The sequence below is a fragment of the Woeseia oceani genome (assembly GCF_001677435.1).
In the GTDB taxonomy this organism is placed as follows: domain Bacteria; phylum Pseudomonadota; class Gammaproteobacteria; order Steroidobacterales; family Woeseiaceae; genus Woeseia; species Woeseia oceani.
Genome location: NZ_CP016268.1, coordinates 2,366,398 through 2,381,634, shown reverse-complemented (window position 1 = coordinate 2,381,634; position 15,237 = coordinate 2,366,398). Strand labels below are relative to the sequence as shown.

Annotated in this window: 15 protein-coding genes; 11 read left to right on the top strand and 4 right to left on the bottom strand. The window is 58.1% G+C overall.

The genetic code is table 11. From position 1 onward, the window contains the following. Positions 1–8: 8 nt before the first annotated feature. On the bottom strand, positions 9–836 hold the full coding sequence (locus BA177_RS10715; RefSeq protein ID WP_068616118.1) for a Stp1/IreP family PP2C-type Ser/Thr phosphatase: 828 nt from the start codon (positions 834–836) through the stop codon (positions 9–11). Positions 837–861: 25 nt separating this feature from the next. After that, the gene (locus BA177_RS10710; protein ID WP_068616116.1) at positions 862–2,958 is read right to left on the bottom strand and encodes a protein kinase domain-containing protein; all 2,097 of its coding nucleotides are present in this window, start codon (positions 2,956–2,958) and stop codon (positions 862–864) included. Between the two features lie 207 nt (positions 2,959–3,165). Here BA177_RS10710 and radA point away from each other — a divergent pair, with 207 nt between their 5' ends. Further along, positions 3,166–4,512, top strand: a complete 1,347-nt coding sequence (gene radA, locus BA177_RS10705; RefSeq protein WP_068616115.1) for a DNA repair protein RadA — start codon at positions 3,166–3,168, stop codon at positions 4,510–4,512. 4 nt (positions 4,513–4,516) lie between these two features. Here the strand turns inward: radA and BA177_RS10700 are convergent, their stop codons facing one another. Next, positions 4,517–5,806: an HlyC/CorC family transporter gene (locus BA177_RS10700; protein ID WP_068616113.1), complete on the bottom strand. Its 1,290-nt coding sequence runs from the start codon at positions 5,804–5,806 to the stop codon at positions 4,517–4,519. Positions 5,807–5,897: 91 nt separating this feature from the next. Next, entirely contained in the window at positions 5,898–6,701 is an 804-nt protein-coding gene (locus tag BA177_RS10695) for a cytochrome C assembly family protein (RefSeq protein WP_068616111.1), read from the bottom strand. Between the two features lie 161 nt (positions 6,702–6,862). On the opposite strand from BA177_RS10695, the gene BA177_RS10690 reads away from it, so the two are divergent. From BA177_RS10690 to BA177_RS10645, 10 genes are all read left to right on the top strand, one after another. Continuing rightward, the gene (locus BA177_RS10690; protein WP_068616109.1) at positions 6,863–7,630 is read left to right on the top strand and encodes an MBL fold metallo-hydrolase; all 768 of its coding nucleotides are present in this window, start codon (positions 6,863–6,865) and stop codon (positions 7,628–7,630) included. 159 nt (positions 7,631–7,789) lie between these two features. After that, positions 7,790–9,160, top strand: coding sequence for a signal recognition particle protein (gene ffh / locus BA177_RS10685; protein ID WP_068616107.1), 1,371 nt, complete (start codon positions 7,790–7,792; stop codon positions 9,158–9,160). Between the two features lie 196 nt (positions 9,161–9,356). Next, complete coding sequence (gene rpsP, locus BA177_RS10680; protein ID WP_068616105.1) at positions 9,357–9,614, top strand: 30S ribosomal protein S16; 258 nt, start codon at positions 9,357–9,359, stop codon at positions 9,612–9,614. Between the two features lie 54 nt (positions 9,615–9,668). Next, positions 9,669–10,172, top strand: coding sequence for a ribosome maturation factor RimM (rimM, locus tag BA177_RS10675; protein WP_231892431.1), 504 nt, complete (start codon positions 9,669–9,671; stop codon positions 10,170–10,172). A gap of 3 nt (positions 10,173–10,175) precedes the next feature. Further along, positions 10,176–10,925 carry a tRNA (guanosine(37)-N1)-methyltransferase TrmD gene (gene trmD, locus BA177_RS10670; RefSeq protein WP_068616100.1) on the top strand — a complete coding sequence of 250 codons (750 nt, stop codon included), beginning with the start codon at positions 10,176–10,178 and terminating at the stop codon, positions 10,923–10,925. Between the two features lie 56 nt (positions 10,926–10,981). Next, positions 10,982–11,326, top strand: a complete 345-nt coding sequence (gene rplS / locus BA177_RS10665; protein WP_068616097.1) for a 50S ribosomal protein L19 — start codon at positions 10,982–10,984, stop codon at positions 11,324–11,326. Between the two features lie 139 nt (positions 11,327–11,465). Beyond that, complete coding sequence (locus BA177_RS10660; protein ID WP_082990040.1) at positions 11,466–12,332, top strand: TRAP transporter TatT component family protein; 867 nt, start codon at positions 11,466–11,468, stop codon at positions 12,330–12,332. Between the two features lie 42 nt (positions 12,333–12,374). Next, positions 12,375–13,448, top strand: coding sequence for a TRAP transporter substrate-binding protein DctP (gene dctP / locus BA177_RS10655; RefSeq protein WP_082990039.1), 1,074 nt, complete (start codon positions 12,375–12,377; stop codon positions 13,446–13,448). Beyond that, complete coding sequence (locus BA177_RS10650; RefSeq protein WP_068616093.1) at positions 13,448–13,972, top strand: TRAP transporter small permease; 525 nt, start codon at positions 13,448–13,450, stop codon at positions 13,970–13,972. Before dctP ends, BA177_RS10650 begins: the two co-directional genes overlap by 1 nt. Next, complete coding sequence (locus BA177_RS10645) at positions 13,972–15,222, top strand: TRAP transporter large permease (protein WP_068619215.1); 1,251 nt, start codon at positions 13,972–13,974, stop codon at positions 15,220–15,222. The genes BA177_RS10650 and BA177_RS10645 overlap by 1 nt, the downstream gene beginning before the upstream one ends. Positions 15,223–15,237 lie beyond the last annotated feature (15 nt).

The window sequence follows — 15,237 nt, the reverse complement described above, 5'->3', positions numbered from 1 at the left end:
CTGCCTACCTACGAGCGAAACAGCTTGGAGATACGATCCATGAGTCCACGCTTTGCCGCAAACGAGTCGACAACTTCTGCGAGCATGACGGAAATATTGTCGCGCCCGCCGTGTTCGTTCGAAAGCTGCACCAACTGTTGACCTACCACATCAAGGCTAGCATTAAACGTGCTGATAGTTAAGTGAATATCTTCATCTTCGACCATGTCTGGCAAGCCGTCCGAACACAGTAAATAGACGTCTCCGGGCAGGACGTCGAATTCCTGGACCTCAACATCAACCGTTGGCTCGACGCCGAGCGCCCGGGTCACATAGTTGCGGTTCGTGGAGCGCTGGGCCTCTTCTTCAGAGTAGAAGCCACGATCCACCAGTTCTTGCAGCAAGGAATGGTCCAGCGTGAGTTGCTGAAACTTGTCTTTCCGCAGCCGGTAAGCGCGCGAATCGCCGACGTGCGCGATGGACACCCGGTTGTCATAGAACATGGCGGCGACGAGGGTCGTGCCCATGCCCTCACAATGGGTCTGGCTCTGGGCAGTCTGGTAAATGATCTTGTTGGCGCGCGCAACGGCATCCCGCAAGACGATGGTCTGGCGCATCAGCCCGGTACTTGGGTCCACGGCATTGCGCTCTTCGCGAACGGCACCTTCGGCCGTGAGCTCAGTGATCGTCTGAACCGCGATGCCGCTGGCAACTTCGCCGGCATTGTAGCCGCCCATGCCATCGGCTAGCACCATGAGGCCGATATCGGCATTCGAGCCGATGGCGTCTTCATTGTGCTCTCGCACCTTGCCGGTATCGGAAATCTCGGCCAATTTGATCTTGCCGCGAAGGGTCATAGTTGCCTTATTTTTCTACCGCGTCTCAGGTCGACGCGTACTTAGCACAGTTTCTCAAGGCCATCGCCAAATCGGCGCCATTGGCGAAGCGGTCCTCGGGACGTTTCGCCAATGCCTTGAACAATACTGTATCAACACTGGGTGGTACCCCTGGCCGTCGGTTGGAGACCGGTGCGGGGTCCTCGCTCGTAATTTTTTTCATCAACAGTGCAATATTCGTAGCCTTAAAAGGCACTTCGCCAGTCAGCAGCTCGTATAGAGTAACACCAAGCGAAAATAAGTCCGAATGTCCGGTAAGTGTTTCTGCACCCAATTGTTCAGGGGACATATACATCGGTGTGCCCAGCACTATACCGGTCTTGGTCCGGTTGTTGTCGGTCAGCCTGGCGACCCCGAAATCGCTGATCTTGAGTACGTCATCGCGGGCATTGTAGAGCAGATTGGCGGGTTTGATGTCCCGGTGAATAACGCCGGCGTTGTGCGCGTAGTCCAGTGCATCTGCCGTCCGCGCACACAGCTCCAGTGCCTTGCGCGGGGCCAGTAATTTCTTCGGGTCTTTGAAGTAGGTCAGGGAGGTGCCCTGCAAATACTCCATCGCGATGTAGGCGAGGTGTTTGTCCTCCCCACAGTCGAAGACGGTGATGATATTCGGGTGAGTCAGTCGGCCAGCCGATTCGGCTTCCCGAAAGAACCTGAGCCGAGCTTCCTTCAGTTCCTCGTCCTCGAATTCTTTCTCAATCGGGATGACCTTGAGCGCAACAGCCCGGTTGATGCGCGGGTCGCGTGCCAGGTAAACCGCGCCCATGGCGCCGCGGCCAAGCTTCTTTTCAATGACATAGCGCCCCAGTTGACGTGGTGCGCCCGTAGTGACGTTCAGTTTCTGCGTCGACGTGGGGGTCGCTCCCTGAGTCTCTTTCATCCAGCCAAGCACGGCTTCGGCGCGTTCCGGCTGAGCCTGTTCTTCAAACGCCAGCGACAGTTTGTACATGGCGTTGGCAAGGGATTCGGTGGGCGGGCAACGACGGAATTCTGCGAATGCGGGCTCCAGACGGCCGGCCGACAGGAAGTCACTGCCGCGCTGAAAAGCGTCCCGGGCCGCATCACGGACCGCACCGGCAAGCCACGCGCTGACCAGCGAGGCGCTGGTCAGAACAACGATCGGGCGTCCCAGGTCAAAGCGGGTGTGGGCGACGGCCAGCAACAAGGCCTCGAGCGCGAGTAACGCAGTGATCGAGATGACGGTCGCCAGGACGATTTGCCGTCGGCTATGTCCGGGCAATAACAGTATGGCAAGGACCGCAAGCACGGCCGGGGCCAGCAATTCCATCATGCCGGACCAACTGGGGGCTGTAATTGCGCGCCCGCTTTCGATGCTGCCGAGCATCGCTGCGGTGATTTCCGACAGCGTGACGTACTGGCGCGATGGCAGCTGCGCCGCAGCCGACACCAATGGCGGGTCGGAATCGATAAAGACGGTCTTGCCGGCGATGTGCAGAGCGGGTTCGCGGGATGCGAGCAGTTCTTTTGCAGAGATCCGGGCGGCTGGTTCGTAATTGGCGACGAACATGATTGCGTCATTGCGCACCATGTCGGTAGCCGGCAGGTTGTCGAGGTTCGCGAGAGCGATCGCAAGTGGCAACGACGGCGACATCACCCCGTCGTTGAGGTACCAGAGGTTGGACCGGCGCAGGATGCCATCCGGGTCCTGCTTGAGATCAAGGTAACCACTGCGGCTCGCGTTCGGTGCCAACGGATGGTGGCTAGGGAGAAAAACCGGCGGCCCGTTCCTGAGCAACGGTTCCCAGCCTGCCAGTTCCGCTTCAGTCTTGATGGCTGGCGGATTGGCCATGACCACCCGGGAGGCATTGTATTGGCCGGTCAGTTTCAACAGTTGCTGATAGTCAGCCGCTGTCTCGGTCGCCGACTGGCCCTGCGGGTCGATCGAGACGATGACGCTGTTGGCGGGTGACGGTTGACTGACGTGCGACGCCAATTGGTCGTAAACAAAGCGATCCGCGGCGACGAACCAGGCGGACGCCGGTCCATAGATGACGATCAGCAACAGGCTGACGAATCCTAGGGCAATCAGTCGATCGCGGTGGTCTTTTTGCTCTTTGTCCAATTTCGGCTCTCGTGTTGTCTGGGCGAGTATAGAAAATAGCAAAGGAAATTAGTGAGATAGGGTTGGCATTTTTGAGACTCTAGGCGGCATCCAGCAGGTTTCGCCCTCGCACGCAGCACGGCTGATTCGGCGGATTTCGCGGGCCCAATTCGGGCTGATATGCATTACCCTTGTCGTCCCCCCGAAATCGAGTGGCTGAACAGGTCTATGGCTAAACCGAAAATCGCCTATGTGTGTGCGTCCTGTGGCGCGCAAAGCGTGAAGTGGCAAGGGCAATGCCCGGACTGCGATGCGTGGAATACCCTGGAAATGCTCAGCATCCCGGCGGGCGGGCGGGAGCGACCAGCGGGTCAGGCCGCGCCGGCCTTCGTGGCACAGGTGACCGACGATGAAGAACTGCGGTTCCCCACCGGCTTCGGCGAGTTTGACAGGGTGCTTGGCGGCGGCCTCGTGCCTGGTTCCGTTGTGCTGCTGGGTGGCGATCCGGGCGTCGGCAAGTCGACCCTGTTGCAGCAGGTCGCGGCACGGCTTCCGGGCGAACTGGCTGTCTGTTACGCGAGCGGCGAGGAATCATTGCGCCAAATAGCGGAGCGCTCGAGGCGACTGGGGCTGGGTGAATCCGGATTGCGTCTGTTGGCTGATACCTCGCTCGATAACATACTCGAGCAGATCGCGATCGCCGCCGCACGCGTAGTCGTTATCGACTCGATCCAGACCATGGTCAACGAAGCACTGAGTTCGGCACCGGGGTCCGTCGCGCAACTGCGCGAATGCGTTGGCCGTATTGTGCAGTTTGCCAAGCAACGCGACGTCGCTGTGTTCCTGATAGGGCATGTCACCAAAGAAGGTGCCATTGCAGGGCCGCGGGTCGTCGAGCACATGGTGGATACCGTGCTGTATTTTGAGAACGATCCTGCGAGCCGATACACCATCGTGCGCGCTGTAAAGAATCGGTTTGGCGCCAGCAGTGAGATGGGTGTGTTTGCGATGACGGAAAACGGGTTTCGCGAAGTGCGAAATCCATCAGCCATATTCTTGACGGGCGAACTCCAGCAGAATCCCGGCAGCCTGGTATCAGTCGCCTGGGAAGGCAGCCGACCGTTGCTGGTGGAAATTCAGGCGCTGGTGGCCGATGGCGCGAGTAATTACCCGAAACGGGTTGCGCAGGGATTCGACCAGAGCCGCCTCGCGTTGCTGGTTGCCGTGATGCAGCGGCACGCGGGCATATCACTGGCCAACGACGACATTTTCGTCAATGTGGTCGGCGGGCTCAGAATCAGTGAAACGGCGGCTGACTTGCCGGTCCTGTTGTCCGTTGTTTCGAGCCTGCGTGACAGGGCGTGCAGCGAGCGCCTGGTCGCGTTTGGCGAGGTCGGACTGGCCGGCGAAGTCCGCCCAGTCCGATTCGGCACGGAGCGGCTGGCGGAAGCCGGGAAGCAGGGCTACACCAAAGCCATCGTCTCGAAAGCCAACGTGCCAAAGAGAGCGCCCGCGGGCATGGACATCATTGCAGTCAGCCGCATTACCGACGCGTTGGAACACGCCTTCGATTGACGGGCTAGTTCGTTGCTGAGGGCTGATCGCTGCTGCGACGAGCGTGTATGCGTGCCGTTTGGACCCGGTTGTCGTCGGAGTGCACAATTTCGATAGGGTAGCCCTGAATCTTCAGCCCCGTGCCTTTTTCCGGAATGGTTTCGAGGTATTCCAGGATAAGGCCATTGAGTGTCTTTGGCCCGTCCGTTGGCAGGTTCCAGTCCATCACGCGGTTCATGTCACGGATGTTGGCGGCACCACTGACCAGAAAGCTGGTGGCGGTCTCACGCACGATGTGTTCATCCGTGCCGGAGGCCGGGTCCGTTGTGAATTCACCGACGATTTCTTCGAGGATGTCCTCGAGCGTAACGATACCCTGGATATCGCCGTACTCATCAACAACCAGCGCGAAGCGCTGTTTGCTTTTTTGAAACTGCACCAGCTGCGTACTCAGCGGTGTGCCCTCGGGAACAAAATACGGTTCAACGACCGCCGCTTCTATATCGTCTTTGGAGAACGACGGCTTCTTCAACAAGCCGGCCAGTCGACGCAGGTGCAACAAGCCGATTACGTTGTCGATATCGTCGCGGTACACCGGCATGCGAGTGTGTTCGCTGTTGCTCAGCGCGGCTGTTATCTCGTCGAGATCATCGTCCAGATCGATGCCGACAATTTCATTGTGCGGGACCATGACATCGTCGACCGACACCTTTTCCAGATCGAGAATGTTGATCAACATGTTGCGGTACTTGCGCGAGATCAGTGAACCCGCTTCGAACACCACGGTGCGCAATTCCTCGCTGGTCAGGGAATTCATTTTGCTGTCGGAGTCACGTACGCCAAGCAGCCAGAGCAACGCATTCGAGGCTACGTTCACCAGCCAGACAAACGGGTAGGTGATCATCAACAGCGGGTAATAAACGAAAGAAGCGGGGTAGGCGATCCGCTCGGGGTGCAGCGCCGCCAGCGTTTTGGGGGCTGCTTCTGAAAATATCAGGACGACGATCGTTAGCAACACGGTGCCGATCGCAACCGCAGGTTCGCCGCCAATGCGCAGCGCTATGAGTGTAACCAGTGCAACCGCGGTGAAGTTGACCAGGTTGTTGCCGAGCAGGATCAGCCCGATCAGACGATCCGGACGAGCCAGCAACCGTTCGGCCAACACCGCACCGCGGTGCCCGCCACGCGCTTTGTGGCGCATGCGGTAGCGATTGAGGCTCATCAGGGCGGTTTCCGAGCCGGAGAAAAACGCGGAAAGCAGCAACAGCAGAATAAGCAGCCCAATCAGGCCACCTAGCGGAACGTCATTGCTCAACGAATGAGCACCTCAGCAGTCAGGGCAAGCAGGAAGTTCATCAGGCCGGTCCACAGCTGTCAAGAAACGCCGCCCGATGGGCGGCGCGTGATCAGCCCCATTGACGGCCCAGCACGATCTCGAGCACGTAACGGCTGCCAAAGTAGGCGAGGCACAGCACGATGAAGCCCCATAGGTACAGCCACACGGCGCGACGGCCTCGCCAGCCTGCCAGCCAGCGGCCAGCCAGCAAGACGCCGAACAATACGAGCGCCACGATGGACAACACTGTCTTGTGCACCAGGTGCTGCGCGAACAGGTTGTCGACGAACAGAAATCCGGAGAGTACGCCCAGCAGCAGACTCGCGAAGCCAGCGGCACATATGCCAAACAAGAGTCGTTCAGTGGTTTCCAGCGGCGCGAACAACTGATTGATGCCGGACAGTTGGGCAGAATGCAGACGCCGCTCCTGAATCAATCCGAATACGGCGACGATGGCACCAACGGCGAGCAGGCCATAGGCGAACAGGGAAATCAGGATGTGCGCCTGCAATTGCCAGCCACTGGCAATCTCGGTATTGGCCGTGCTCATGCCGGTGAGGGCGGCCAGCAATGCAGCCAATAGCAACAGGCCACCGCAAAGTCCGCGCAGCCGCTCTTCCAGTGAACCGAGCAAACTGATGACGGCTAACTGCACGCCGATGATCGATGCGCTGTTGCCCAAGGTCAGTTGCAGGCCGCCGCCGACGACGATCATGGTATAGAGCAAACGGGCATGGGCAAGAAGGGCTATAAACGCCAGCAGAAAAGCGACCAATGCCAGCACCCGGGAACGGGAGGCAAAGCGCGGCAGGCGCGACAGTGCAAGGCCGGTACCGGCAATGATGTACAACAATGGAATTGTGATTTGAAACACAGAATCCCGACAGGCGATACCCTAGTTTGCGTCGAAGAATCATCCCACATGGTGCAGTTCATTAGAACCCTGGATTCACAATGCGCCTGGCAATAGTAATCAAGGGCTGAAAATGACATGCACGCCTCACCGCAACGAGGCTGGTGTGATCATGAACGAACATGCAAATACGAATTCTAGGATGTAGTGGCGGCATTGGCGGTGGTTCGCGAACCTCGGCGATGCTTATCGACTCCGACGTACTCATTGATGCCGGCACCGGTGTCGGTGACCTGGACCTGGATGAGGTCCGGCTTATCCGGCACGTATTCCTTACCCACGCTCACCTCGATCACATCGCTGGCTTGCCCTTGCTGGTGGATGCCATTTTTTCCGAGAACCTGGATCAGCCGCTAACGGTCTATGGCCGGCAGGAAACCATCGAGGCGTTACAAACGCATATTTTCAACTGGGTCATCTGGCCGGACTTTGCCGAGCTGCCTACCGCCGAAAAGCCGGTCTTGCGTTATCGAGAATGCAATCCGGGCGACACGATTGCGGTGGGTAATCGCAATTTCCATGCGGTCAGCGTGGCGCATACAGTGCCTTCGATTGGCTATACGGTAGAAACTCCGGGCGGTGTATTTGCGGTCAGTGGAGACACCAAGACGAACCGGACCCTGTGGCCAGTGCTTAACGCCAGTACCAATCTGAAAGCGTTGGTTATCGAAGTTTCCTTTCCCGATGAGCGCGCCAAGCTGGCCGACATCGCTGGTCATTATTGCCCCAGCACGCTCAGCCGCGATCTCGACAAACTGCACCATGACCCGGACATCTGGCTGACCGGGATGAAGCCGGGTGACGAAGAGGTCATTTTCCGTGAAGTCCGGCAGCAAATGCCCGGCAGGCGGGTTCGGATGCTGTCCAGCGGTGTGACGATTACCGTATAGCCGGACGGCTGGGGCCATTCGGCCTTCGTCCGGGTCTGGTAGTGTTGGCATAGTTCAGCGACGGTATTTCGCGTTACACTTCCCTGTGCCTCGTTAGCGGGGTATTTCGTGCCGCACTGATGCGCGGCTGCACCCACTGCAGGATCGGGCCTCTTACCCATGTTTGACAATCTATCCGGGCGTCTTGCCGAAGCGGCACGCAGCCTCACCGGCAAAGGCCGGCTGACAGAATCCAATATCAAAGACACCTTGCGGCAGGTCCGGCTGGCCTTGCTGGAGGCCGACGTTGCGTTGCCGGTCGTCAAGACGTTTATCGAACGAATTCGTGAACAGGCGGTAGGCGAGGTTGTCGGGCGCAGCCTGACCCCGGGGCAGGAACTGGTCAAAATCATCCATGCGGAGTTGGTCACGCTGCTGGGGAGCGAAACCGCGCCGCTGGATTTACGTGCGCAACCGCCGGTGGTGCTGTTTCTTGCCGGTCTGCAAGGCGCGGGCAAGACGACCACGGCCGCAAAGCTGGCGCGGCGGCTTATCGAAAAAGACAAAAAGCGCGTCGCGATGGTCAGTGTCGACGTGCATCGCCCGGCGGCCATACTGCAATTGCAAACGCTCGCCGGCGAAGTTGGCGCAAATTTCATTGAGAGTCAGAGTTCGGAAGATCCGCGCGCCATCGTCGACCGCGCGCTGGACGAGAGTCGTCGTACTCACGTCGACGTCTTGCTGGTTGATACCGCTGGTCGCTTGCACGTTGACGACGACATGATGAACGAAGTTGTGGCGGTGCACGAACGCGCCAAACCACACGAAACGTTCTTCGTGATCGACAGCATGGCCGGTCAGGATGCGGTCAATTCGGCACGCGTGTTTAACGAGCGTCTGCCGCTGACCGGCGTCATTCTGACCAAGACCGACGGTGACGCCAAAGGCGGTGTCGCGTTATCGGTCAGCGAAGTCACTGGCAAGCCGATCAGGTTCATTGGCGTCGGCGAAAAGACCGACGCGCTGGAGGTTTTTCATCCCGACCGCATGGCCTCGAGAATTCTTGGGATGGGCGACGTGCTGTCGCTGGTCGAAGAAATCGAGGGCAAAGTCGATCGCGAACAAGCGAGCAAGCTGGCGGGCAAGCTCAAGAAGGGCAAGGGCTTCGACCTGGCGGATTTGCGTGACCAGTTGCAACAAATGATGAATATGGGCGGAATGGCAGCCTTGCTGGACAAGTTGCCGATACCGGGCTCGGTCAATACGGCGGCCCTGAAAGGGGGGGCTGACGAAAAACAGCTGAAGCGCCAGGTCGCCATCATCAATTCCATGACGCCCGGCGAACGGCGCTTCCCCAAAACCATTAACGGCTCCCGCAAACGGCGGATTGCCAGCGGCTGTGGCCTGCAGGTGCAGGACGTCAACCGCCTCCTGAAGCAGCATCAGCAGATGGAGAAAATGATGAAAAAGATGTCGCGCGGCGGGATGCAGAAAATGATGCGCGGCATGGGTGGCGGAGGCCTGCCCCCAGGTATGCGGCCGCCAAGATAGTATCTGATTGATTTTTAAAGAAATTGGATGGCTTCCCGAACGCCCGGCACAGCGCTGCGCACGAGTCGCCGTCTGCAGCGCCGTAAGCGCCAGAATTGCTTCACATTCCCGCTGAAATGCGTACAATGCGCGCTTTACTCGGGCCGGGCCCGAGCGTAGGCATGTCTGCCTGTCTTGAACTTTTAACGGAATTGTAATGGTAAGTATTCGACTTTCACGCGCTGGTGCGAAAAAACGGCCGTTTTATCACCTCGTAGTCACCGACAGCCGCAACCGTCGGGATGGCCGCTACATCGAGCGGGTCGGGTTTTTCAATCCGGTCGGTACCGAAAAAGAAGAGAACCTGCGCATCGATCTCGAGCGCGTGGACTTCTGGCTGGGACAAGGCGCGAAGCCGTCGGAGCGCGTTGCAGCGCTGCTCAAGGCCAGCCGCAAGGCACTGGCCGCTAGCTAAGGCATTGCCCGGCACGCTGGTCGGGTAATGGCCGGTGCACAGAGCAGTAGCCACGTGCAGGACCGGCAACTGATCGTTCTTGGCCAGATCGGCGCCCCCTGGGGAGTGCGTGGCTGGGTCAGGCTAAATTCCTACACGGAGCCGCGTGATGCGCTGCTGGACTACCGCGACTTTTATCTGCGGCAGGACGGTGAATGGCGAGCTGCGCGGTTGGCAGAAGGACGGCCACAGGGGAAATCCCTGGTAGCACGTCTTGAAGGGGTGACGGACCGCGATGAAGCGTTGCTGTACCGCGGTGCCGAAATGGGTGTTCCGCGCGAGCAAATGCCGGACCCCGGTGATGGACACTATTACTGGTCTGACCTGGAGGGTCTGACGGTACAGCGGCTGGATGGCAAAGTGCTGGGTCAGGTCGCCTACATGCTGGCGACCGGCGAACACGACGTCATGGTCGTGCGCGGTGAGCGGGAAACTTTGATCCCGTTCGTAATGCGAAAATTTGTACTCGATGTTGATCTGGATAAGAAGCTGATCAGCGTCGATTGGGAATGGGACTGAACGGTGCAGATACAGGTCGTCAGTTTGTTTCCCGAGATGGTGAATACAGTGTCGGAGTACGGCGTGGTGGGCCGGGCAGCGACCCGGGGGCTTTTGTCGCTGGGGCTGCAGAACCCGCGGGACTTTGCCGACGACACACACCGCACTGTCGATGATCGCCCTTACGGCGGCGGTCCCGGCATGGTGATGAAGTTTGGGCCACTGGCTGCGGCCATTGGTGCGGCCAAAGCCGCATTGCCGGCCGACAGTCCTGTTATCGGGTTGTCGCCGCAAGGTCAGGTCTTTGATCAGGCCGTAGCAAGCAGGCTGGCAGCTTTGCCTGGCATGGTATTGCTGGCAGGGCGCTACGAGGGCATCGACGAGCGAGTAGTCGATGCTTGTGTTGATGAAGAGCTGTCGCTCGGTGATTTCGTGCTGAGTGGTGGTGAAATCGCTGCCATGGCAGTGATTGATGCGGTTGTCAGGTTGTTGCCCGGCGTGTTGGGGGATGACGAGTCAGCGGCACAGGACTCGTTTATGGAGGGCTTGCTGGATTGTCCTCATTACACGAGACCCGAACAGGTCGATGGGCGACGAGTACCGGAGGTACTGCTGTCTGGCGACCATGCCCGTATCGCGCGCTGGCGACACCAGCAGGCACTCGGGCGCAGCTATATCAGACGGCCTGACTTATTGGCGAGGCTGAAGTTAACGGACGAGCAACAAACATTGCTCGATGAGTATTTACGGCAGCAGGACACAGCGGACGATTAATGTCCGGTTTCTGTTGAAAATAAACACGCGGCGTTGAAGCCGGCAGGTAGAGAACGATGAGCAAAGTAATCGAAGCGATCGAAAACGAACAGATCACCCGGGAAATCCCTGATTTTGCACCGGGCGATACCGTAGTCGTTCAAGTACGGGTTAAAGAGGGCGAGCGTGAGCGTCTGCAGGCGTTTGAAGGCATCGTCATTGCCAAGCGCAATCGTGGTCTCAACTCGTCATTCACGGTTCGCAAGATCTCTCATGGTGAAGGCGTCGAGCGCGTATTCCAGACCTACAGCCCGGTGGTAAACGCGATCGAAGTGAAGCGTCGTGGTGACGTACGTCGCGCGAAGCTCTACTACCTGCGCGGACGCACTGGCAAGGCTGCGCGTATCAAGGAAAAGATCTAGTTCGCTTTGCGACCGGAGTTATCGCCGTGCTGTGGTTTCAGCCATAGCACGGTGTATCCCGGCCTCGCTGGCAACCGGCATCATGGTGGCCCGGGGTTGATGACCCGAACTCATTCCTGCCAATGAGGTCAATCGAGCCATGATCAATCAATCGTCACTCTATCTTCGCGGCCTGCTGCTCTCGCTGACCTTGTCGCTGGCGGGTTGTGCATCGCTGGTTTCTTCAGCCGCGAGCAATTTTTCTGACAATCTCAGCGCCGCCGTTCTCAATCAAAACGACCCGCAAACCGTGCGCGATGGCGCACCGTCCTACCTGTTGTTGCTCGACAGCTTCATCGAGGGCAACCCTGAGAATCCCGATGTACTGGCCGCTGCCGCGCAGTTGTATGCCTCGTACGGCGCTGTGTTCGCGACCGAGCCGGGCCGCTCAGCCCGCCTGACCGAACGGGCACGCAGTTATGGCGGCAAAGCCCTCTGCCTGAGCTTCGCACCGTCCTGCAATTGGCGGGAGATGGACTTTGAGGCCTTTGAACAGACTCTGGACGAGCTGAAGCCGCGCAACGCGGAATACCTGCTGGCCTACTCGGTGGCATCGCTTGCCTGGATACGTGCGCACAGCGACGACTGGAATGCGCTGGCGGAGCTGCCGCACATGGAGGCAATGCTGACCCGCTACCTCGATATTGGCGAACCGACGGCGGCTGCGTCGGTCTACAGTTACCTGGGCATTCTGGCGACCTTGCGGCCCCCCGCTCTGGGCGGCAAGCCGGAAGAGGGCCGGGCGTATTTCGAACGTGCTGTGGAACTGACCGGCGGCGCGGATCTTGGGGTTAAACTCGAATTCGCGCGGGGCTATGCGCGACTGATGTACGATCGCGACCTGCATGATCGATTGCTGCAGGAAGTCCTGGCAGCGGATCCTGTGGTCGATGGATTTACACTAACGAATGTGTTGGCACAGCAGGATGCTGCGGCGCTGCTCGAAAGCGCTGACGACTATTTTTAATCGGCAACGATCGATACACAGTTGCCGCAACGGAGGAAGCTGATGCGTAACCCGATGGCCAAATTGTTAGCCATACTGGCCTTGATGGTCGGCACTGCTGCTACTGCGCAAACCACGCAGATCAAAATCGCAACGCTGGCGCCGGAAAACTCGCAATGGATGAGCGAATTCCGCGCCGGGGCCAAAGAAATTCGTGAACGCACTGAAGGCCGGGTCCAGCTGAAGTTCTACTCCGGCGGTGTGCAGGGCAACGAGAGCAAAGTGCTCCGCAAGATTCAAATCGGTCAGTTACACGGCGGCACATTCGCACCAACTGATTTTCAAAAACGTTTCCCGGATCTGAATATTTACGGTTTGCCGTTCGTGTTCAAGACCGCAGATGAAGTTGCCTACGTGCGCGGTTTCATGGACGAGAAGCTGGCGTCCGGTTTCGATAAATTGGGCTTCGATACATTCGGGTTTGCCAGCGGTGGTTTTGCGATTGTCATGTCCAACACACCGGTGAGCAGTTACGACGATCTGAAAGGCAAGAAAGTCTGGTTACCCGAAGGTGATCTGATCAGTTACGAGGCGATGAAGGCTTTGCAGCTGTCGCCGGTAGCGTTGCCAATGACGGACGTTCTGACCGGTCTGCAAACCGGCCTGATCGATATCGTGGCGATCCCACCGGTGGTTGCTCTTGCGTTGCAGTGGCATACCAAAGTCAAGTTCGTAACCCAGTTGCCGGTTCTGTACGCGATGGGCTTCATGGCTATCAGTGATCGGGCATTGGCCAAGTTGTCTGCGGATGACCGGCAAGTCGTCGACGATGTCCTGACACGCATTTACGCAACTGTGGACGATGCAAGCGCTGCCGATTCAGAAAACGCACTCGACGCATTGTTAAACGTCGGTCTGGAAAATGTCGAGCCGCGCGATGGTGAGTTCGAAAAGATCCGCGCGATTATGCGCGAGAATAATCGCGACATGGCGGAACGCGGCATGTTCTCCACGGAATTGCTGGATGAGATGCAGCAACACTTACGTGATTACCGGGAGAAAAATGGCGAAGCCGCAGGTATGTCTTCCGATAGCAGCACCGAAGAATCGGGTACAGCGAGCATCGGGTCGCGCTGATGCCTGATCGACCGCGCGCCCTGCTTGGGCGGCTGGAGCGCTGGGGCACTGCAGCTGAAAACGCCGCTTTGGTGTTGTTGTTGGGTGGCCTGATGTTGCTGGCCGTCGGCCAGATCATCATGCGGATATTCTTCAGCGCTGGTTTCGTCTGGGTAGACGAACTGTTGAAGCTGATGGTCTTGTGGATTGCGCTCATTGCGTCTATAGCGGCCAGCCGCAGCGGGCGCCATCTGCGCATTGATGTTCTTTCACACTTCATGCCGAAACGTTTGGCGCGACTGCCGATGTTCATCGCCGAAGGCTTTGCGGCTGGCATTTGTGGCCTGCTGGCATGGCAGTCGTTTCGTTTCGTGCAACTGTCGCATGAATTTGGCGATACCGTTCTGGTGGATACGCCCGCCTGGGTTGCGCACAGCATAGTACCGATTGCGTTCGGCCTGATGAGTTACCGCTTTCTGTTGTCGATGTTGCACGAAGCGCTACAACTCATACGTGCCATGCTTGTCGCGAGTCCCCAACAATGATGGCGTTAAGCGTATTGCTGGTGATACTTGCGGTCATTGGCGCGCCGTTGTTCGCGGTGATCGCGGGCAGTGCCATGCTTGGCTATTATCGCGAAGGTATCGACCTGATGGCGATTGCCATCGAAGTGCTCGGCATTGCGAGCATGCCGTTTCTGTCGGCAATCCCCTTGTTCACATTTGCCGGTTATCTGTTGAGCGAGAGCAATGCGCCTCGGCGACTGGTTCGACTTACAGGCGCCTTGTTGGGCTGGATGCCCGGTGGTCTTGCACTGGTGTCACTCGCGGCTTGTGCGTTCTTTACGGCGTTTACAGGGGCGTCCGGCGTGACGATCATCGCACTCGGTGCCATTCTTTATCCGGCATTGCGTCAGGACGGCTACCCTGACAATTTCAACCTGGGGCTGGTGACAACCTCTGGCAGTCTGGGGCTCCTGTTCGCACCGTCGTTACCATTGATTCTGTACGGCATCGTCGCCGAAGTATCGATTGATGATCTGTTTCGCGCCGGAGTCTTGCCGGGGTTGCTAATGCTCGCCATGTTGTCCGGCTGGAGCCTGTGGGTAAACCGCGCCAATCGCAAACCATTGGCATCGTTCTCCATGAAGGAAGTTGGCGGCGCATTATGGGAGTCCAAATGGGAGCTGCCGTTACCGGTGGTTGTGCTCGGCGGCATTTATTCGGGCTACTTTGCCGTGTCGGAAGCCGCTGCAATTACGGCACTGTATGTACTGATCGTGGAAGTTCTCATTCTGCGCGAAATTTCGTTCGGAAAATTGCCTGAAGTCATGCGCGAATCGATGCTGCTGGTAGGCGGTATCCTTATCATTCTGGGCGTATCGCTGGCCTCAACCAATTACATGATCGATGCAGGCGTGCCGCAGAAACTGTTGTCGATAGTGACCGAACTCGTGTCGAGTCCGGCCAGCTTTCTCGCATTGCTACTGGTATTCCTGCTGGTACTCGGGGCCATACTCGACATCTTTTCAGCGATTGTTCTGGTAGTGCCGCTGATACTGCCTATAGCGTCGCAGTACGGCATCAATGAAGTGCATCTTGGTATTGTCTTTCTTGCGGCGATGCAGCTGGGTTACCTGACGCCACCCGTGGGTTTGAACCTGTTCATCGCCAGCTATCGTTTCGAAAAGCCGATTATGACGGTCTATGCAGCGACCTTTCCGTTCCTGCTGATCCTCATGCTGTCGGTGCTCATCATTACTTACTGGTCCGATCTGTCGTTGTTGCTTCTTTGATTCGAGCACTGTTCG

Coding starts and splice junctions, on each gene's coding strand:
- dctP (WP_082990039.1), top strand. CDS start 12,375: ATGCGTAACCCGATGGCCAAATTGTTAGCCATACTGGCCTTGATGGTC.
- ffh (WP_068616107.1), top strand. CDS start 7,790: ATGTTTGACAATCTATCCGGGCGTCTTGCCGAAGCGGCACGCAGCCTC.
- radA (WP_068616115.1), top strand. CDS start 3,166: ATGGCTAAACCGAAAATCGCCTATGTGTGTGCGTCCTGTGGCGCGCAA.
- BA177_RS10690 (WP_068616109.1), top strand. CDS start 6,863: ATGCAAATACGAATTCTAGGATGTAGTGGCGGCATTGGCGGTGGTTCG.
- rpsP (WP_068616105.1), top strand. CDS start 9,357: ATGGTAAGTATTCGACTTTCACGCGCTGGTGCGAAAAAACGGCCGTTT.
- BA177_RS10660 (WP_082990040.1), top strand. CDS start 11,466: ATGATCAATCAATCGTCACTCTATCTTCGCGGCCTGCTGCTCTCGCTG.
- BA177_RS10645 (WP_068619215.1), top strand. CDS start 13,972: ATGGCGTTAAGCGTATTGCTGGTGATACTTGCGGTCATTGGCGCGCCG.
- rplS (WP_068616097.1), top strand. CDS start 10,982: ATGAGCAAAGTAATCGAAGCGATCGAAAACGAACAGATCACCCGGGAA.
- BA177_RS10650 (WP_068616093.1), top strand. CDS start 13,448: ATGCCTGATCGACCGCGCGCCCTGCTTGGGCGGCTGGAGCGCTGGGGC.
- BA177_RS10715 (WP_068616118.1), bottom strand. CDS start 836: ATGACCCTTCGCGGCAAGATCAAATTGGCCGAGATTTCCGATACCGGC.